Raw genomic sequence first — 18,250 nt, 5'->3', positions numbered from 1 at the left:
AACACGCGCCGTAAGTCAACGCGGACGAGCCGCATCAGTAAGTCTTGTCGTCTTCGCAGCATCCGCGACCACGCTATGACAAGCGTAGCGGGGGGAGCCGAGATGGTCGCGATCGTATCCACAGTGGCATATCTGGGTTTGGAGGCGCGCGCGGTCGAGGTGCAGGTACAACTGATCGCGGGTCTTCCCGCGTTCAACCTCGTCGGGCTCGCCGACAAGGCGGTGGGTGAGAGCCGCGAGCGGGTGCGCGGTGCGATCGCCAGCATGGGGCTGTCGCTGCCGCCCAAGCGGATCGCGGTCAACCTGTCGCCCGCCGATCTGCCCAAGGAGGGGTCACACTTCGACCTTCCGATCGCGCTGGGGCTGCTGGCGGCCATGGGTGTGGTCGATGCCGAGGCGCTGGCCGACTACGTCATCGTCGGCGAGCTGGGCCTCGACGGACGTCTGGCTCCGTCGCCCGGCGTCCTCCTTGCCGCGATCCACGCCGCCGAAGTGGGGAAGGGGCTGATCTGCCCCGCCGCGCAAGGGCCGGAAGCCGCCTGGAGCGCCGGGATCGAAGTCGTCGCCGCGCCCGACCTGCTCGGGCTGCTCAACCACCTGAAAGGCGTGCAACTGCTCGCCAGCCCGCGCCCCGGCGAGGTAATCGACACGCGCAGCGGCCCCGATCTGCGCCAGGTAAAAGGGCAGGAAACCGCGAAGCGCGCGCTGGAGATCGCGGCAGCGGGCTCGCACAATCTGCTGATGGTCGGACCACCCGGTGCGGGCAAGTCGCTGATGGCGGCGTGCCTGCCCGGCATCCTGCCGCCGCTCGACGCGGCCGAGGCGCTGGAGGTCAGCATGGTACAGTCGGTCGCGGGCACGCTGTCGAACGGGCAACTCACCCGCGTGCGCCCGTTCCGCCAACCGCACCATTCCGCCTCGATGGCGGCGCTGACCGGCGGCGGACTGCGCGTCAAGCCGGGCGAGGTCAGCCTCGCACACATGGGCGTGCTGTTCCTCGATGAACTGCCCGAGTTCCAGCGCGCGGTGCTCGACTCGCTGCGCCAGCCGCTTGAGACCGGCACCGTCAGCGTCGCGCGCGCCAACGCGCACGTCACCTTTCCGGCGCGCGTGCAACTGATCGCCGCGATGAACCCGTGCCGCTGCGGGCATCTGGGCGACGCGAGCCTTGCCTGCGCGCGCGCGCCGAAATGCGCGGCGGACTATCAGGCCAAGGTGTCGGGCCCGCTGCTCGACCGCATCGACCTGCACGTCGAGGTGCAGGCGGTCACCGCCGCCGACCTGACGCTCCCGCCCCCGCGTGAGGGCTCGGCCGAGGTCGCCGGGCGCGTCGCCGCGGCAAGGGCGGTGCAGACCGAACGACTGGCGGGAAGCGGCCTGCGCACCAATGCCGAACTCGACGGCGACACGCTCGACCGCTTCGCCACCCCAGACGAGGCTGGCCGGCAACTCCTCGCGCAGGCCGCCGCGCAGCTACGCCTCAGCGCGCGCAGCTACACGCGGGTGCTACGCGTCGCGCGCACGGTCGCCGATCTGGCCGGCACGGAGACGATCGGACGCATCCATGTCGCCGAAGCGCTCAGCTACCGCCGCCAACCCCCACGCAACTAGACGTCGCGGAACGAGGTGACCGGGTCGGCCGGGCCGTGCCCGCTCGGCGCGCGCGGCGCCTCGATCGCAACCGGCTCGGGTGCGTCGAACCCGCCCTCCCATTTCGCCACCACCGCGCTCGCGACCGCATTACCGATCACGTTTGTGGCAGTGCGGCCCATGTCGAGGAAGTGGTCCACCGCCAGGATCAGCAGCAGCCCCGCTTCGGGAATGTTGAACATCGGCATCGTCGCCGCGATCACCACCAGGCTCGCCCGCGGCACGCCCGCGATCCCCTTGCTCGTCACCATCAGCACCAGCAGCATGGTGATCTGCTGTCCGATCGACAGGTCGATGCCGTACGCCTGCGCGACGAACAGCGACGCAAACCCCATATAGATCATCGATCCGTCGAGGTTGAACGAGTAACCCAGCGGCAGCACGAAGCTGGCGATCCGCGGCGGCACCCCGAAGCGGTCGAGCGCCTCCAGCATCCGCGGATAGGCGGCCTCCGACGACGCGGTCGAGAAGGCGACCAGCAGCGGCTCGCGCACGTGGCGGATCAGGTCGATGATCCGCTGCCCGATGAACAACGTTCCGACGCCCAGCAGCACCGCCCACAGCGTCAGCAGGGTCAGGTAGAAGCTGCCCATGAAATAGGCGAGCTGCCCGATCACCCCCGCGCCGCGCTCGGTCAGCGTACCCGCAACCGCGGCGAACACCGCGACCGGCGCGACGCGCATGACGTAATCGGTCACCTGGAGCATCACATGCACCAGCGCGTCGATGCCGCGGATCAGCGGCGCGGCCTTGTCGCCCACCGCGGTGATGCCGACGCCGACGAACAGCGACATGACGACGATCTGCAGGATCTCGTTCTTCGCCATCGCATCCACCATCGAGGCGGGGACGATATGGGTGACGAAGTCCTTGAGGTTGAACCCCGTCGTCTCGACCCCCGACGCTGCGCTCGCGGCGGGCAGCGTCAGGTTGATGCCGACGCCGGGCTGGAACAGGTTCACCAGGATCAGCCCGAGCCCGAGCGACACCAGGCTCGCGCAGATGAACCAGCCAAGCGCGCGCCCGCCGATCCGCCCCAACGCCTTGGTATCGCCCATCTGCGCGATCCCCGACACCAGCGTTGCGAACACCAGCGGCGCGATGATCATCTTGATCAGGCGCAGGAACAAGCTGGTCAGAATCGAGAAATAGCCCGCGATCTCGGTCAGCCGCGCGGCGGCCGCGGGCGTTCCGTCGTCGAGCCAGGTGTTCAGCCCCAGGCCGACCAACAGCCCCGCGACCAGCCCGATCATGATGTACAAGGTCAGCCGCTTGGCCAAATCATTGCTCCCGCACGTGTGCCAAAAGGGAAGGGGATTGCGGCGCTTGCGTCAAGCGCCCTAACGTCCCGCGCCTATGCCGACCTCCTTCACGCGCCGCAACGTCCTCGCCGCCGCCGCTGTCCTGCCGCTCGCCTCGGGCGTGCTGCGCGCTGCCGAGCCCGATCTGGCGGCGCTGCGCGACCTGACCGGCAACACGCGCCCGATCGACCCGGCCGAGCGCGCACGGCGCCTGTCGCGGGTGCAGGCGCTGATGAAGGCGAACGGTGTCGGCGCGGTGCTGATCGAACCCGGCGCTTCGATGATCTACTTCACCGGCGTGCGCTGGCATCTGTCGGAGCGGCTGACCTGCGCGATCCTTCCGGTCGAGGGCGAGCCGTGCATCGTCACGCCGTTCTTCGAGGAACCGTCGGTGCGCCTCAGCCTGTCGGTGCCCGCCGAGGTCCGGACATGGAACGAGGACGAGGACCCGCTGCGCGTGGTCGCAGGCTTCCTGCGCGATCGCCGCCTAGACCGGCGGCCGATCGGTGTGGAGGCGAACGTCCGCTTCTTCGCGACCGATCGCCTGCGCGCGGCGTTGCCGGACGTGCGGCTGGTCAGCGCCGATCGTCTCGTGCGCGCCTGCCGCATGGTCAAGTCGCCCACCGAGATCGCGCTGATGCAGGCGGCGACCGACGTGACGATCGCCGCCTATCGCTGGGTCTACCCCCGCGTCGAGCCCGGCATGACCGGCCGCGACGTCGGCGCGCTGATGGACGCGGCAACGCGCAAGCTCGGTGGCGCGCCTGAATTCTCGATGGCGCTGGTCGGCCCCGACGCGGCGCTGCCGCACGGCGGCACTGCCCCGCGCCGGATCGCGCGCGGCGATGTGGTGCTGATGGACTGCGGCTGCACGGTGCAGGGTTACCAGTCCGACGTCTCGCGCACCTTCGTCGTTGGTACACCGAGTGCAGAGGTGCGCCGTGTCTGGGATCAGGTCGCGCGCGGGCAGCAGGTGGCATTCGCGGCGGCGAAACTCGGTGCGCCCGCCGGCAGCGTCGACGATGCGGTACGCCGCTACTACGAGTCGCTCGGTTACGGCCTCGGCTACCGCCTGCCCGGCCTGTCGCACCGCACCGGGCACGGCATCGGCATGGAAGGGCACGAGCCGGTCAACCTCGTCCGCGGCGAGGCGACGGCGCTCGCTCCCGGTATGTGCTTCTCGGACGAACCCGGCCTCTACCTGCCCGGCAAGTTCGGCGTCCGGCTGGAAGATTGTTTCCACATGACAGAGGCGGGGCCAAAGTGGTTCAGCGAGCCGCCCGCGTCGATCGACCGTCCGGTGTAATCCTTCGCTCGGCTCAAAGCCGAAATGATGGATTGGGTAGCTGGTACCGACAGAGCCGGCCCGATCGTATCATAGCAACCACGGCATCCCGGCCCTGGCCCGGCATCCCGCTTCTTCTGCTTACACCAGCGACAACCGATCGTCGCGACTAGCAGTCCTCATCCCGTACCCAAACGCCAGCGGCGCCCGCGCGGGGGAGTTCCGTGCGAGCGCCGCATCGACGGCGGCCGTGAAACCGCCGGAGTCATGATCGATCAGGCGGTCGCCAGCCGATCTTCGAGCGCCTGCTGCTGCCGCATCAGCGCGGGCGGGATCGGCGCGCCGAACTCTTCCAGGAAGGTGCGATTACGCGCGGCCTCCTCACTCCACACGGCCGGGTCGACCGACAGCAACGTCTCGACCGCGCTCGGCGACAGATCGAGTGCGGCCACGTCGAGCGCGTCCGCCGTCGGCAGGTAACCGATCGGCGTCTCGACCGCGTCCGCCTCGCCCTCGATCCGCTCGACGATCCACTTCAGCACGCGTGAGTTCTCGCCGAAGCCCGGCCAGACGAACTTGCCGTTCTCGTCCTTGCGAAACCAGTTGACCATGAAGATGCGTGGCAGGACCGCGGCGTCCGACTGCGCCTTGGCGCCGATCTTCACCCAATGGTTGAAGTAATCGCCCATGTTGTAGCCGCAGAACGGCAGCATCGCGAACGGATCGCGGCGCAGCGCGCCGACCTTGCCCTCGGCCGCCGCCGTGCCCTCGGACGCGATGTTCGCCGCCATATAGACGCCGTGCTCCCAGTCGAACGCCTCGACCGCCAGCGGCACCGCGCTCGCGCGGCGGCCACCGAACAGGAACGCGCTGATCGGCACGCCTTCGGGCGACTGCCACTCGTCGGCGATCGACGGGCATTGCGCGGCGGGCGCGGTGAAGCGCGCGTTGGGGTGCGCAGCGGGCTTGCCGCTCGCGGGATCGTAGGGCTCGCCAGTCCAGTCGGTCAGCCCCTCGGGCGGCATCTCCGACAGGCCCTCCCACCACACGTCGCCGTCGGCGGTCAGCGCGGTGTTGGTGAAGATGCACGTGCCCGACAGCGTATCGATCGCGTTCTTGTTGGTCGCCGGACCCGTGCCCGGCGCCACGCCGAAGAAGCCTGCTTCCGGGTTGATCGCGTAGAGCCGCCCGTCTTTGCCGAACCGCATCCAGGCGATATCGTCGCCGACCGTCTCGGCCTTCCAGCCCGGTACCGTCGGCTCCAGCATCGCGAGGTTGGTCTTGCCGCACGCGCTGGGGAAGGCGGCGGCGACGTAATGCGCGCGGCCCGCCGGGTTGGTCAGCTTCAGGATCAGCATATGCTCGGCGAGCCAACCCTCGTCGCGCGCCATCACGCTCGCGATTCTGAGCGCGAAGCATTTCTTGCCGAGCAAAGCATTGCCGCCATAGCCCGACCCGTAGGACCAGATCTCGCGCGTCTCGGGAAAGTGGACGATCCACTTCTCCTCGTTGCACGGCCACGCCACGTCCGCCTGACCGTCGGCCAGCGGCATGCCCACCGTGTGGACGCAGCGCACGAAGAAACCGTCCTCGCCCAGCATCTCGAGCGCGGGCGTGCCCATGCGAGTCATAATGCGCATGGAAAGAACCACGTAGGCGCTGTCGGTCAGCTCGACGCCGATCGCGCTCTTGTCCGACCCGATCGGACCCATGCAATAAGGAACGACGTACATCGTGCGTCCGCGCATGCTGCCCGCGAACAGCCCGTCCAACTTGCCGCGCATCTCCGCGGGCTCGACCCAATTGTTGGTGGGCCCGGCATCAGCCTCCGCGTCCGAGCAGATGAAGGTGCGGCTCTCGACCCGCGCCACGTCACGCGGGTCGGACCGCGCGTAGAAGCTGTCGGGGCGCAGTTCGGGGTTTAACCGCACCAGCGTGCCCGCCTGCACCAATTGCTCGGACAAGGCGTCCCACTCGGCCTGCGAGCCGTCACACCAGTGGATGGCGTCGGGCTGCGTGTGCGCCGCGATCTGCTCGACCCATTCGATCAGCGCGCGGTGGCTGGTCGGCGGGGTGCCCGAGTTGCTCGTCGTCGCGACGGCGGGTTGCATCAGCATCGATCGTGTCCCTCTCCGCCCGTTCACGGGCAATATTGTGCAACGTTAAAGCTGGAGCGGACCCTTGTTCAAATCTGAATACCGGAATGGTATAAGCCTGCGTTAAAGGACAACGATGACAGCCGCGCACGACCTCAACCTGCGTCACCTGCGCCTCCTGCTCGGCATTGCGCAGGCCGGCAGCCTCAGCCACGCCGCGCGCGCCTCGGGCGTGTCGCAGCCCGCACTCAGCCAGGCGCTCGCCAAGCTGGAGGCGGCGTTCGGCGTAGCTTTGTTCGATCGCACCGCCTCAGGCGTGTCGCCGACCGCGGCGGGGCGGCGCATTGTCCGTCGCGTCGAACACGCGCTGACCCGCATCTCGCGCGCATTCCGCCGATCGAGCGCGACGCCGCAGAAGGGCGACCCACACAATTACGTTACCACCGCGCACGTCCGCGGCCTCATCAACCTTGCCGAAGCCGGCAGTTTCATGCGCGCGGCCGAATGCGCGGGCGTCTCGGTCCCCGCGCTCCACCGCGCAGTTCGCGACCTCGAACAACTGAGCGGAACCGCATTGGTCGAGCGCCGCGGCCGCGGCGTCGGCCTGACCCGCGCGGGCGCGACCCTCGCGCAAGGGTTCAACCTCGCGCACGCCGAACTCACCACCGCGCTGGAGGAATCGAGCGGGAAGGGCGGCCGCCTCGCGATCGGCGCGATGGCGCTGTCGCGCTCGCTGCTGCTGCCCGCCACGCTCGCCGATCTGCTGCGCGATCATCCCGCCGCGCGCGTCGACGTAGTGGAGGGGTCCTACCTCGAACTCGTCGAGCTGTTGCGATCGGGCCGGATCGACATGCTGATCGGCGCGCTGCGCGACCATCCCGGGCGCGAGCTGCTCCAAGAGCCGTTGTTCACCGATCGCTTGACGATCATCGGCCGCGCCGAACATCCGCTGGCGACCCGAGAGGCGGGGTTCGAGGACCTCGCCGCTTACCCCTGGATCGTCGCGCGCCGCGCCTCCGGGCTGCTCGACCGCTGGCAGCAGATGTTCGACCATGCTGACAAGCCGCGCCCCGATGCACCGATCCAGTGCGGCTCGGTCGCGCTGATCCGCGGCGTCCTGGTCCGCAGCGACTTTCTCACGCTGCTCTCCCCCGATCAGGTGAGCGCCGAGATCGAGTCGGGCTCGCTCGTCACGATCCAGTCGTGCGTGCCCGACACAATGCGCACCATCGGCGCGATCACGCGGCGCGACTGGTACCCGACCGCGCTCCAGGAGCAGTTCATGGCGGTGCTGCGCCACCACGCAACCGTCGGGCGCACTCAGCCGGGCGACTGACTGAGCCCCTCGACGGCGCGCACCAGCGCGCTTCCGCGCAGCGCCGCGGCGTCGCGATGCGGCGCGTAGACCAGACCCAATGTGCGCGTCAGATCGAACCCGTCGAGCCGCGGACAAGCCATCCCGTCACCGGCGAAACTTTCCGGCACCAGCGTCACGCCCAACCCTTCGCGCACGTAACGCAGCGCGCGCTCGTCGTTCGCGGTGCGCGCGGCGAAGAACGGGCGCACTCCGCGCGCGGTGAAATGGCGGCTGGTGTCGGCCAGCACTTCGCAGTGCCGCCGCACGATCATCGCCTCGCTCGCCAGTTCCTCCGCCGCGACGCTCGCGCGTCCCGCGAGCGGGTGAAACGCGGGCAGCGCCATCGCATAGCCTTCCTCGGCCACCGCGTCGTGCGGTCCGATTCCGGCGCGCACGATCGTCAGCGCCACGTCGATCCGCCCGCTCGCCAGCCGATCGCTCAACTCGCGCTCGCGCCCCTCGTACAATTCCAGCCGCTCGCCGCCCGACAGTCGGTGCGCGCGCAGCAGTCGCTCGATCCAGCCCGGCGCCACCGTGCCGAGCACGCCCAGCCGGATCGTCTCCGCCGACGTGCTATCGCCGACGATGCGCTCGGCCGCCAGGAAGCCCGCCTCGATCCGCCGCGCCTGCTCGGCAAGCAGGGTGCCGGCCTGCGTCAACTCGACGCGGCGATTGCTGCGCCGGAACAGCGGCTGACCGAGCGTCTTCTCCAGCTTGGCGACGCCGACCGACAGCGTCGGCTGCGACACGTTGCACGCGTCCGCCGCGCGCGAGAAATTGCCGTGGTCGATCACCGCCAGGAAATAACGCAGGTGGTAACGGTCGATCATAGACGCCGTCTATGATGTAAGCCCCGAAACTTCAATTTTGCGCGCGCATCACGCGGCTGGTACACGGCGGGCAAAGGAGAGACCCGTGGCAGAAATGGACTTCGCGCTCGGCGACAATGCCGAGATGATCCGCGACACCACCCGCCGGTTCGCGACCGACAGGATCGCGCCGCTGGCCGCCAAGATCGACGCCGACGACTGGTTCCCGCGCGATGAGCTGTGGCCCGCGATGGGTGAGCTCGGCCTCCACGGCATTACCGTCGACGAGGAGGATGGCGGGCTCGGCCTCGGCTATCTCGAACACGTCGTCGCGCAAGAGGAGGTCGCGCGCGCGTCCGCCTCGATCGGCCTCAGCTACGGCGCGCATTCCAACCTGTGCGTCAACCAGATCCGCCGCTGGGCCAATCCTGAGCAGAAGGCGAAATATTTGCCCAAGCTGATCAGCGGCGAACACGTCGGCAGCCTCGCCATGTCGGAGGCGAATGCCGGCTCCGACGTCGTCTCGATGAGGCTGCGCGCGGAGAAGGTGCAGGGCGGCTACGTCCTGAACGGCACGAAGTTCTGGATCACCAACGCGCCCTACGCCGACACGCTCGTCGTCTATGCCAAGACGGGCGAGGGGTCGCGCGGCATCACCACCTTCCTGATCGAGAAGGATATGCCCGGCTTCGCGATCGGGCAGAAGATCGACAAAATGGGGATGCGCGGCTCGCCCACCGCCGAGCTCGTCTTCACCGACTGCGAGGTGCCCGACGAGAACGTGATGGGGCCGCTGAACGGCGGCGTCGGTGTGCTGATGAGCGGGCTCGATTATGAGCGTACCGTGCTCGCAGGCATCCAGTTGGGCGTGATGCAGGCGTGCCTCGACGTCGTGCTGCCTTACGTGCGCGAGCGGCAGCAGTTCGGTCAGCCGGTTGGCGCGTTTCAATTGATGCAGGCGAAGATCGCCGACATGTACGTCGCGCTCAACTCCGCGCGTGCCTACGTCTACGCGGTCGCGCAGGCGTGCGACGCGGGCAAGACGACGCGCTTCGACGCGGCGGGTGCGATCCTGCTCGCCAGCGAGAGCGCGTTCAAGGTCGCGGGCGAGGCGGTGCAGGCGCTGGGTGGTGCGGGCTATACCAAGGACTGGCCGGTCGAGCGATTCCTGCGCGATGCCAAGCTGCTCGACATTGGTGCCGGCACCAACGAGATCCGCCGCATGCTGATCGGTCGCGAATTGATCGGTCACAACCCGCCGGTCGCGCAATGAGCGCGGCTCGCCTCGACACCAAGCTGTCGCACCCCGACGCGACCTTTCAGGCGAACGCTACGCACAATCGCGCGCTCGCAGAGGAACTGCGTGACCGTGTCGCCCGGGCTGCACTCGGCGGCGACCAGCGCGCGCGCGATCGCCACACCGCGCGCGGCAAGCTGCTCCCCCGCGACCGCGTCGAGCGGCTGCTCGACCCCGGCACCGCGTTCCTCGAAATCGGACAGCTCGCCGCGAACGGCCTCTACGATGATCAGGTGCCGGGCGCCGGGCTGATCTGCGGCATCGGCACCGTGTCGGGGCGGCAGGTCATGATCGTGTGCAACGATGCGACCGTGAAGGGCGGCACCTATTATCCGCTGACCGTCAAGAAGCACCTTCGCGCGCAGGAGATTGCGCAGGAAAACCGGCTGCCCTGCATCTACCTCGTCGATTCGGGCGGCGCCAACCTGCCGCACCAGGCCGAGGTGTTCCCCGATCGCGAGCATTTCGGGCGCATTTTCTTCAACCAGGCGAACATGTCGGCGCTGCAGATCCCGCAGATCGCCTGCGTGATGGGCAGCTGCACCGCGGGTGGCGCCTACGTCCCCGCGATGAGCGACGAGACGGTGATCGTGCGCAACCAGGGCACGATCTTCCTCGCCGGCCCGCCCTTGGTGAAGGCGGCAACGGGCGAGGTCATCTCGGCCGAGGAACTGGGTGGTGCGGAAACGCACGGCCGCCGCTCGGGCGTGGTCGATCACGTCGCCGAGAACGACGATCACGCGCTCACGATCGTGCGCGACATCGTGTCGACGCTGCCCCCGCCGCCCGCACCGACGATTAACCTCGCCGAGCCGCGCGAGCCCGCATTCCCCGCCGACGATCTCTACGGCATCGTCCCGCAGGAAGTGCGCGCGCCGTACGACGTGCACGAGGTTATCGCGCGGCTGGTCGATGCATCGGAGTTCCACGAGTTCAAGGCGCTGTACGGCACCAGCCTCGTCTGCGGCTTTGCGCATATCCACGGAATGCCGGTCGCGATCCTCGCCAACAATGGCGTGCTGTTCAGCGAGTCGGCGCAGAAGGGCGCGCATTTCATCGAGCTCGCCTGCCAGCGGCGCGTGCCGCTCTTGTTCCTCCAGAATATCTCAGGCTTCATGGTCGGCGGCCGCTACGAGGCGGAAGGCATCGCCAAGCATGGCGCGAAGCTCGTCACCGCGGTCGCGACCGCCAGCGTGCCGAAGATCACGATCCTGATCGGCGGCAGCTTCGGCGCGGGTAATTACGGCATGTGCGGTCGTGCTTATTCTCCCCGGTTCCTGTTCAGCTGGCCCAACAGCCGCATCAGCGTGATGGGCGGCGAACAGGCCGCGAGCGTGCTCGCGACCGTTCACCGCGACGCCGATAGCTGGACGCCCGAACAGGCCGAGGCATTCAAGGCGCCGGTGCGGCAGAAGTACGAGAACGAGGGCAATCCCTATTACGCCACCGCGCGTCTGTGGGACGATGGCATGATCGACCCGGCGCAGACCCGCGACGTGCTCGGCCTCGCGCTCACCGCCTGTCTCAACGCCCCCGTCGAGCAGGCACCCCGCTTCGGCGTGTTCCGGATGTGACCCAGATGATCCAATCGCTCCTCATCGCCAATCGCGGCGAGATCGCCTGCCGCATCATTCGCACCGCGCGCGCGCTCGGCATCCGTACGGTCGCGGTATATTCCGATGCCGACGCCGATGCGCTTCATGCACGGCTGGCCGACGAGGCGGTCCACATCGGCCCATCGCCGGCGCGCGAGAGCTATCTCGTCGGCGAGCGGATCATCGCCGCCGCGCGCGAGACGGGCGCGGAGGCGATCCACCCCGGCTACGGCTTCTTGTCCGAGAACGCGGATTTCGCACAGGCCGTGCTCGATGCCGGGCTCGTCTGGGTCGGACCCAACCCGGATAGCATCCGCGCGATGGGGCTGAAGGACGCCGCCAAGGGGCGGATGATCGCAGCGGGCGTGCCTGTCACGCCCGGCTACCTCGGCGCCGACCAGTCGCCCGAGCGGCTGCGCGCCGAGGCGGACGCGATCGGCTACCCCGTACTCATCAAGGCGGTCGCGGGCGGCGGCGGCAAGGGGATGCGGCAGGTCGGCGACGCCGCCGCCTTCGCCGACGCGCTGCAATCGTGCCAGCGCGAGGCGGCATCCTCGTTCGGCGACGACCGCGTGCTGATCGAGAAATACATCCAGAGCCCGCGCCACATCGAGGTGCAGGTGTTCGGCGACCGCCACGGCCACGTCGTTCACCTGTTCGAGCGCGACTGCTCGCTCCAGCGCCGCCACCAGAAGGTGATCGAGGAAGCGCCCGCACCCGGCATGGACGAGGCGACCCGCGCCGCGGTCTGCGCCGCGGCGGTCAAGGCGGCGCATGCGGTCGATTACGTCGGCGCGGGCACGATCGAGTTCATCGCGGACGCGAGCGAGGGCCTGCGCGCCGATCGCATCTGGTTCATGGAGATGAACACCCGCCTTCAGGTCGAGCATCCGGTGACCGAGGCGATCACCGGGCAGGACCTGGTCGAATGGCAGCTCCGCGTCGCGAGCGGCGAGCCGCTGCCTTGCACGCAGGACGAGTTCACCATCACCGGTCATGCGATCGAGGCGCGGCTCTACGCCGAGGATCCGGCCAAGGGCTTCCTGCCTTCGATCGGCACGCTGGAGGCGTTCGACCTCGGCAATGACGTCCGCGTCGACACCGGCGTCGAGCAGGGCAGCGTCATCTCGCCCTTCTACGATCCGATGATCGCCAAGCTGACCGCGCACGGCGAAACGCGCGAGGACGCGCGCGAGCGGCTCGCCGACGCGCTCGACGAGGCGGTGGTGTGGCCGGTCCGCTCCAACGCGGGCTTCCTGGTCGAGGCGCTCGACCATCCCGATTTCGCCGCCGGCCGCGTCGACACCGGGTTGATCGCGCGCGAGGGCGACGCGCTGATGCCGCCCGCCTATCCGAGCGAGGAAGCGCTGACCGCCGCCGCTGCCGAACTCGCCGGTCCCGCGCTGCTCGCCGGCTTCCGCTTGAACGCGAGCCCGCGCCGCGCCGCCCGTTTCCTGCTCGATGGCGAGGGCGTGGACATCGACTTCACCGACGCCGAGGAGGCGGAGGAAGCGGTCACCACCAGCGTGCTGATCAGCGAGGGCGGGCAGACCTGGGCGCTCGCCCCGTTCCGCGCGAGTGGCGCGGCAGCGGGTGGGGCAGGTGACGGCGCGATCCTGTCGCCGATGCCCGGCCGCGTCATCGCTGTCGAGGTTGCGGCGGGCGCGAGCGTCACCAAGGGGCAGAAGCTGCTGACGCTTGAGGCGATGAAGATGGAGCACAGCCTCGTCGCGCCGTTCGACGGCACCGTCGCCGAACTCAACGCCGAGGCCGGCGGGCAGGTGACCGAGGGCGCGCTGCTGGCGCGGATCGAGGCGGTCGCCGGCTGAACCTGTCATCCCGGGCTTGACCCGGGATCCCGCTTCTTCTGGCGAACCGAGCTAGGGAGCAGGATCCCGGATCAAGTCCGGGGTAACGAGGGGACTCGCTCGTCCAGTGGCTCCACGACCAGCACACCCGCGTCGACCGCCACCACCCGCGCACGCGCCCCCGCGGGCAGCTCGGGTCCCCGCGCCGGCCACACACCGTCACCCAGGATCACGCGCCCCGAGCCATGCTCGATCGCGCGCTCCACCGTCACCACCGCGCCGATCAGCCGCGCCGCGGGATCGTTCAACCGAGCCGCGTCGCCCTCGACCGGATAGTCGCGATACCAGCGCCGCCCGACCAGCACGGTAACCGCGCTCCACGCCGCGAACGCGCCGATCTGCGCGGCGAGCGGCAGGTCGGGCAGTGCCAGCAGGGCCACGCCGACGATCGCCGCCGCCACCGCGACGAAGACGAGGAACACGCCGGGCACGACCAGCTCGGCGATCCCGAGCAGCAGCGCCGCGATCAGCCACGCGCCCGCGCCATTCAGGTCGCCCCAGTTCATTTCTGTTCAGCCGTGTCCCCGCCGGCCGCGTTCCCGCCAGCCGCGCCTCCACCGATCCGGGGCACGCTCGCGGTTGCGTCACGCGCCGGTTTGTCCTTCTTCGCGCCCGTCGGGTTCTGCGGCGACAGGGCATCGCGCGCCAGCTCGCCGATACCGCCCAGCGTCCCGATCAGCTGCGTCGCCTCGACGGGGAACAGGATCGTCTTGGCATTCGGGCTGGTCGCGAACTTGCCCACTGCCTCGACGTATTTCTGCGCGATGAAGTAATTGAGCGACTGCGTACCCCCACTTTCGATCGCTTCCGACACGACCTGCGTCGCGCGCGCCTCGGCCTCGGCCGCGCGCTCGCGTGCCTCCGCGTCACGGTAAGCCGATTCGCGCCGCCCCTCGGCCTCCAGGATGCGCGCCTGCTTCTGCCCCTCGGCGCGCAGGATTTCGGACGCGCGGCTGCCTTCGGCCTCGAGAATATTGGCGCGCTTCTCGCGCTCCGCCTTCATCTGACGTCCCATCGCGGCGACGATGTCGGCGGGCGGGCGGATGTCCTTGATCTCGACGCGCGTGATCTTGACGCCCCAGGGCACCGTCGCGTGATCGACCACCGATAGCAGTCGTGCATTGATCTCGTCGCGCTTCGACAGCGTCTCGTCCAGGTCCATCGACCCCATCACCGTGCGCAGGTTGGTGGTGGTGAGCTGCAACAGCGCGACGTACAGGTCGGATACCTCATACGCCGCCTTGGGCGCGTCGAGCACCTGGAAGAACACCACGCCGTCGGTCGAGACGATCGCATTGTCCTTGGTGATGATCTCCTGCCCCGGAATGTCGATCACCTGCTCCATCATGTTCACCTTGCGGCCGACACGGTAAAAGAAAGCGGGGTAGAAGTTGAAACCGGGCGAGGCGGTGGTGGTGTAACGCCCGAAATGCTCGATCGTATATTGGTAACCCTGGCGCACGATCTTGATGCTGCTCATCAGGTAAAACAGCACCAGCACGAGCAGCAGCGCGGCAATCGTCGTCAGCATGTCCATCTCCCCCACCCAAGTCCCCACCGGGTGTGTCCCCCGATCATAGCGCCGCCGTCAGCCCGGACCTAGCGAAACCGGACAAACGCGGTTACATGGCCCGCCACTCCTCCCCCTCGACAGGATTCGGCGTTCCCATGGATATCCGCCTCGGGCTTACCTTCGACGACGTGCTGCTCGTGCCGGCGGCTTCCGAGGTACTGCCGACCGACGCCGACACCCGTACCCGCGTGACGCGCGACATTGCGCTCAACATCCCCGTGCTCTCCTCGGCGATGGACACGGTGACCGAGGCCGACATGGCGATCGTCATGGCCCAATTGGGCGGGATGGGCGTGCTACACCGCAACCTGACCGTCGAGGAACAGGTCGCCGCCGTCCGCGCGGTCAAACGGTTCGAGAGCGGGATGGTCGTCAACCCGATCACCATCACGCCGCAGGCGACGCTCGCCGACGCGCAGGCGCTGATGGCGGCGAACCGCATCAGCGGCATCCCGGTTGTCGAGGCGGACGGCAAGCTCGTTGGGATCCTGACCAACCGCGACGTGCGCTTCGCCGAAAATCCCAAGCAACCCGTCGCCGAATTGATGACGCGCGACAATCTCGCCACCGTCTCGGCAGGCGTCGGGCAGGAGGAGGCACGCCGCCTGCTCCATCAGCGCCGGATCGAGAAGCTGCTGGTCGTCGACGACGCCTATCGCTGCGTCGGGCTGATCACGGTCAAGGACATCGAGAAGGCGGTCACCTATCCGGACGCGACCAAGGACGCCGCCGGCCGGCTGCGCGTCGCCGCCGCGACGACGGTCGGCGACAAGGGTTTCGCGCGGACCGAGGCCTTGGTCGACGCCGAATGCGACCTCGTCGTCATCGACACGGCGCACGGTCACAACCGCGACGTCGCACGCGCGGTCGAGCGCGTGAAGAAGTTATCGAACTCGGTTCAGGTCATCGCCGGCAACGTCGCCACGGCCGAGGCGACGCGCGCGCTGATCGAAGCGGGCGCGGACGGGATCAAGGTCGGGATCGGCCCGGGTTCGATTTGCACCACCCGCGTCGTCGCCGGCGTCGGCGTGCCGCAGCTGACCGCGGTGATGGACTGCGCGGAAGCCGGTGAGAAGCTCGGCGTCCCCGTCATCGCCGATGGTGGGCTGCGCACCTCGGGGGATCTCGCCAAGGCGCTGGCGGCGGGGGCGGCGACTTGCATGGTCGGCTCGCTGCTCGCCGGCACCGAGGAAGCGCCGGGCGAAACCTTCCTTTATCAAGGACGTGCGTACAAATCCTATCGCGGCATGGGAAGCGTCGGCGCGATGGGCCGCGGCTCGGCCGACCGCTATTTCCAGGGCGAGGTCCGCGACCAGTTGAAACTAGTGCCCGAGGGGATCGAGGGGCAGGTGCCGTACAAGGGCCCGGCACGCGACGTGATCCATCAGCTCGTCGGTGGCATCAAGGCGGCAATGGGCTACACCGGTGCGGCGACGATCCGTGACCTGCAGCAGCGCGCCAATTTCGTCCGCATCACGGGTGCGGGGCTGAAGGAAAGCCACGTCCACGACGTGACGATCACGCGCGAGGCACCCAATTATCCGACGCGGTGATCCGGCTGCGCTGTCCTACACCGGCGAACGCTGTCATCGCACTTGTTGCGCGCACCGCCTTGCGCGCACCTGCGGGCGAGCACGCGTAGAGCTGCGACCTTTGTGACCTTCCGGACGGATGTGAGCCGATGACCCCAGCCGCACGGACCCAGGCCGCGATCGACCTGCTCGACGCGATCATCGCCGCGGCCGCCGACAACGGTGCTGCCGCCGACACGCTGATCGCGCGCTATTTCGCGCAGCGTCGCTATGCCGGATCAAAGGACCGCCGCGCAGTTCGCGAGCTCGTCTATGCTGCGATCCGCCTGCTCGGTGAGCGTCCCGCGAGCGGCCGCGCCGCGATGGTCGCGCTTGCCAAGACCGATCCGGCGATCGCCGCAACCTTCGATGGCTCGACCCACGCGCCCACGCCGATCACTTCCGGCGAGCCGACCGCCGAGCCGGGGATCGCACCTGCCTGGCTGCTGGAACGCTTGTTCGCCGCCGGGCTCGACGCAGGCGAGCAGCGCGCGCTGACCGACCGTGCGCCGCTCGACATCCGCGTCAATACGCTGCGCACCGCGCCCGATGTGATCGCGCCCGAACTGACCGACGCCCAACCGATCACCGGCCTCGCCGACGCGTTACGGCTGCCCGCCGGCAGCGATCTCACGGCCTTCACCGGCCGGCTTGAGGTGCAGGACACGGGAAGCCAAACGGTGACGCTTGCGGCGGCGGCCGTGCCCGGACAGACCATCGTCGATCTGTGCGCGGGGGCGGGGGGCAAGAGCCTAGCGCTTGCCGCCGCGATGGGGAATGAAGGGCGGATCATCGCCGCCGATGTCGACCGCGCGCGTCTGCGCCGGCTCGAACCTCGCGCCGCGGCAGCGGGTGCGTCGATCATCGACACCCAGCTGCTCGATGCCGGGCGTGAGGGCGACGCACTCGCGCCGCTCGCTGGAACAGCCGACACGGTGCTGATCGATGCGCCATGCTCGGGCACCGGCACGTGGCGCCGCAATCCGGAGGCGCGCTGGCGACTGACCCCGGCGCGGATCGACCGCTTCGTTGGATTGCAGCGCCACGTGCTCGCGCTCGGTGCGCCGCTGGTGAAGCCCGGCGGTGCGCTCGTCTACATCGTCTGCTCGCTTCTCGACGCGGAAGGGCGTGACCAGATCGACGCCTTTCTCGCCGCGCATCCAGCGTGGCAAGCCGAGCGATTGTCGTTGCCGCTCGGGCGCGCGCACGGGCACGGTGTTCGCCTGACCCCGGCGCATGACGGCAGCGACGGCTTTTTTGTCGCACGCCTGCGGGCACCATGCTAATTCGTTGAAACAGTGCCGAAGCTGGAGCCGATCATGCGTTTTACTTCCGTCGCCGTCGCGCTCGGGCTGGCAGCGGCCTCCATCTCCACGTCGCTCCATGGCCAGCGGCCCGACGATCAGATCAACCCGCGCAGCATCGCGCTCATGAAAGAGGCCGAGGCCGCGCGCGCCGCGGGCAATCTGGACGGCGCGACCGACCTGCTCGAAACCGCGCTCGCCGCCGATCCTCGCAACCGTCAGGCGTTCGTCCTGCTGGCCCGTGTCTCCGAGGCACGCGGCCTGCCGGGCAAGGCGATCCGCCTCTACCGCGAGGCGCTGTTGCTGGAGCCCAACGACGTCGACGCGCTGAGCGGGCAGGGCGAGGCGATGGTCGCCAAGGGCGCGGTCGAGCGCGCCAAGCAGAACCTCGCGCGCGTCCGCACGCTCTGCAAGGGTCAGTGCCCGCAAGCGACCGCGCTCGCCGCGCGCATCGCCAAGGGCCCGCCACCGATCGCCACCGCGCTGGTCGCGACCCAGGTCGGCGTCAACACGACGACGGTGACCAAGGACTGATCCCGCCGGG

General features: G+C 68.9%; 14 protein-coding genes. 9 read left to right on the top strand and 5 right to left on the bottom strand.

Annotation, left to right across the window (positions count from 1 at the left end):
• Window positions 1-102: 102 nt before the first annotated feature.
• On the top strand, window positions 103-1,611 hold the full coding sequence (locus tag Q0579_RS16795; protein ID WP_298814500.1) for a YifB family Mg chelatase-like AAA ATPase: 1,509 nt from the start codon (window positions 103-105) through the stop codon (window positions 1,609-1,611).
• Here the strand turns inward: Q0579_RS16795 and Q0579_RS16790 are convergent.
• The gene (locus Q0579_RS16790) at window positions 1,608-2,930 is read right to left on the bottom strand and encodes a dicarboxylate/amino acid:cation symporter (protein WP_298814497.1); all 1,323 of its coding nucleotides are present in this window, start codon (window positions 2,928-2,930) and stop codon (window positions 1,608-1,610) included. The two genes, Q0579_RS16795 and Q0579_RS16790, sit on opposite strands and share 4 nt — an antisense overlap.
• A 76-nt stretch (window positions 2,931-3,006) precedes the next feature.
• Between Q0579_RS16790 and Q0579_RS16785 the strand changes: the two genes are divergently transcribed.
• Complete coding sequence (locus Q0579_RS16785; protein WP_298814494.1) at window positions 3,007-4,257, top strand: Xaa-Pro peptidase family protein; 1,251 nt, start codon at window positions 3,007-3,009, stop codon at window positions 4,255-4,257.
• Window positions 4,258-4,511: 254 nt separating this feature from the next.
• Here the strand turns inward: Q0579_RS16785 and Q0579_RS16780 are convergent, their stop codons facing one another.
• Window positions 4,512-6,347, bottom strand: a complete 1,836-nt coding sequence (locus Q0579_RS16780) for a phosphoenolpyruvate carboxykinase (GTP) (protein WP_366522294.1) — start codon at window positions 6,345-6,347, stop codon at window positions 4,512-4,514.
• Window positions 6,348-6,468: 121 nt separating this feature from the next.
• Here Q0579_RS16780 and Q0579_RS16775 point away from each other — a divergent pair, with 121 nt between their 5' ends.
• Complete coding sequence (locus Q0579_RS16775) at window positions 6,469-7,668, top strand: LysR family transcriptional regulator (RefSeq protein ID WP_298814488.1); 1,200 nt, start codon at window positions 6,469-6,471, stop codon at window positions 7,666-7,668.
• Here the strand turns inward: Q0579_RS16775 and Q0579_RS16770 are convergent.
• Entirely contained in the window at window positions 7,653-8,519 is an 867-nt protein-coding gene (locus Q0579_RS16770) for a LysR family transcriptional regulator (RefSeq protein ID WP_298814485.1), read from the bottom strand. The genes Q0579_RS16775 and Q0579_RS16770 overlap by 16 nt on opposite strands.
• A gap of 85 nt (window positions 8,520-8,604) precedes the next feature.
• Between Q0579_RS16770 and Q0579_RS16765 the strand changes: the two genes are divergently transcribed.
• From Q0579_RS16765 to Q0579_RS16755, 3 genes are read left to right on the top strand one after another with little or no spacing between them, the layout of a single operon-like run.
• Window positions 8,605-9,771: an isovaleryl-CoA dehydrogenase gene (locus tag Q0579_RS16765; protein ID WP_298814482.1), complete on the top strand. Its 1,167-nt coding sequence runs from the start codon at window positions 8,605-8,607 to the stop codon at window positions 9,769-9,771.
• A complete protein-coding gene (locus Q0579_RS16760) occupies window positions 9,768-11,369 on the top strand; it encodes a carboxyl transferase domain-containing protein (protein ID WP_298814480.1) in 1,602 nt (533 codons plus the stop codon). The genes Q0579_RS16765 and Q0579_RS16760 overlap by 4 nt, the downstream gene beginning before the upstream one ends.
• Before the next feature lie 5 nt (window positions 11,370-11,374).
• Complete coding sequence (locus Q0579_RS16755) at window positions 11,375-13,219, top strand: acetyl/propionyl/methylcrotonyl-CoA carboxylase subunit alpha (protein WP_298814478.1); 1,845 nt, start codon at window positions 11,375-11,377, stop codon at window positions 13,217-13,219.
• A gap of 71 nt (window positions 13,220-13,290) precedes the next feature.
• Here Q0579_RS16755 and Q0579_RS16750 read toward each other — a convergent pair whose 3' ends face one another.
• Both Q0579_RS16750 and Q0579_RS16745 read right to left on the bottom strand, forming a co-directional pair.
• Window positions 13,291-13,764, bottom strand: a complete 474-nt coding sequence (locus Q0579_RS16750) for an NfeD family protein (protein ID WP_298814468.1) — start codon at window positions 13,762-13,764, stop codon at window positions 13,291-13,293.
• Entirely contained in the window at window positions 13,761-14,789 is a 1,029-nt protein-coding gene (locus Q0579_RS16745) for an SPFH domain-containing protein (protein WP_298814465.1), read from the bottom strand. The genes Q0579_RS16750 and Q0579_RS16745 overlap by 4 nt, the downstream gene beginning before the upstream one ends.
• Window positions 14,790-14,926: 137 nt before the next feature.
• On the opposite strand from Q0579_RS16745, the gene guaB reads away from it, so the two are divergent.
• From guaB to Q0579_RS16730, 3 genes are all read left to right on the top strand, one after another.
• Window positions 14,927-16,384, top strand: a complete 1,458-nt coding sequence (guaB, locus tag Q0579_RS16740) for an IMP dehydrogenase (RefSeq protein ID WP_298814463.1) — start codon at window positions 14,927-14,929, stop codon at window positions 16,382-16,384.
• A 128-nt stretch (window positions 16,385-16,512) separates the two neighbouring features.
• Window positions 16,513-17,688 (top strand): RsmB/NOP family class I SAM-dependent RNA methyltransferase, encoded by a 1,176-nt coding sequence (locus Q0579_RS16735; RefSeq protein WP_298814462.1) that lies wholly within the window; start codon window positions 16,513-16,515, stop codon window positions 17,686-17,688.
• 33 nt (window positions 17,689-17,721) lie between these two features.
• Window positions 17,722-18,240, top strand: a complete 519-nt coding sequence (locus Q0579_RS16730) for a hypothetical protein (RefSeq protein WP_298814459.1) — start codon at window positions 17,722-17,724, stop codon at window positions 18,238-18,240.
• Window positions 18,241-18,250: the final 10 nt, after the last annotated feature.

It is taken from the genome of uncultured Sphingomonas sp. (assembly GCF_936927845.1).
Classification (GTDB): Bacteria; Pseudomonadota; Alphaproteobacteria; order Sphingomonadales; family Sphingomonadaceae; genus Sphingomonas.
The sequence above is the reverse complement of the archived record's forward strand: the minus strand, read 5'-3'. Positions and strand labels throughout refer to the sequence as shown.

What these genes read in the sequence shown, in the direction of transcription:
- Q0579_RS16795 (WP_298814500.1), top strand. Translation starts at nt 103, where the DNA reads ATGGTCGCGATCGTATCCACAGTGGCATATCTGGGTTTGGAGGCGCGC.
- Q0579_RS16785 (WP_298814494.1), top strand. Translation starts at nt 3,007, where the DNA reads ATGCCGACCTCCTTCACGCGCCGCAACGTCCTCGCCGCCGCCGCTGTC.
- Q0579_RS16780 (WP_366522294.1), bottom strand. Translation starts at nt 6,347, where the DNA reads ATGCAACCCGCCGTCGCGACGACGAGCAACTCGGGCACCCCGCCGACC.
- Q0579_RS16775 (WP_298814488.1), top strand. Translation starts at nt 6,469, where the DNA reads ATGACAGCCGCGCACGACCTCAACCTGCGTCACCTGCGCCTCCTGCTC.
- Q0579_RS16770 (WP_298814485.1), bottom strand. Translation starts at nt 8,519, where the DNA reads ATGATCGACCGTTACCACCTGCGTTATTTCCTGGCGGTGATCGACCAC.
- Q0579_RS16760 (WP_298814480.1), top strand. Translation starts at nt 9,768, where the DNA reads ATGAGCGCGGCTCGCCTCGACACCAAGCTGTCGCACCCCGACGCGACC.
- Q0579_RS16755 (WP_298814478.1), top strand. Translation starts at nt 11,375, where the DNA reads ATGATCCAATCGCTCCTCATCGCCAATCGCGGCGAGATCGCCTGCCGC.
- Q0579_RS16750 (WP_298814468.1), bottom strand. Translation starts at nt 13,764, where the DNA reads ATGAACTGGGGCGACCTGAATGGCGCGGGCGCGTGGCTGATCGCGGCG.
- Q0579_RS16745 (WP_298814465.1), bottom strand. Translation starts at nt 14,789, where the DNA reads ATGCTGACGACGATTGCCGCGCTGCTGCTCGTGCTGGTGCTGTTTTAC.
- guaB (WP_298814463.1), top strand. Translation starts at nt 14,927, where the DNA reads ATGGATATCCGCCTCGGGCTTACCTTCGACGACGTGCTGCTCGTGCCG.
- Q0579_RS16735 (WP_298814462.1), top strand. Translation starts at nt 16,513, where the DNA reads ATGACCCCAGCCGCACGGACCCAGGCCGCGATCGACCTGCTCGACGCG.
- Q0579_RS16730 (WP_298814459.1), top strand. Translation starts at nt 17,722, where the DNA reads ATGCGTTTTACTTCCGTCGCCGTCGCGCTCGGGCTGGCAGCGGCCTCC.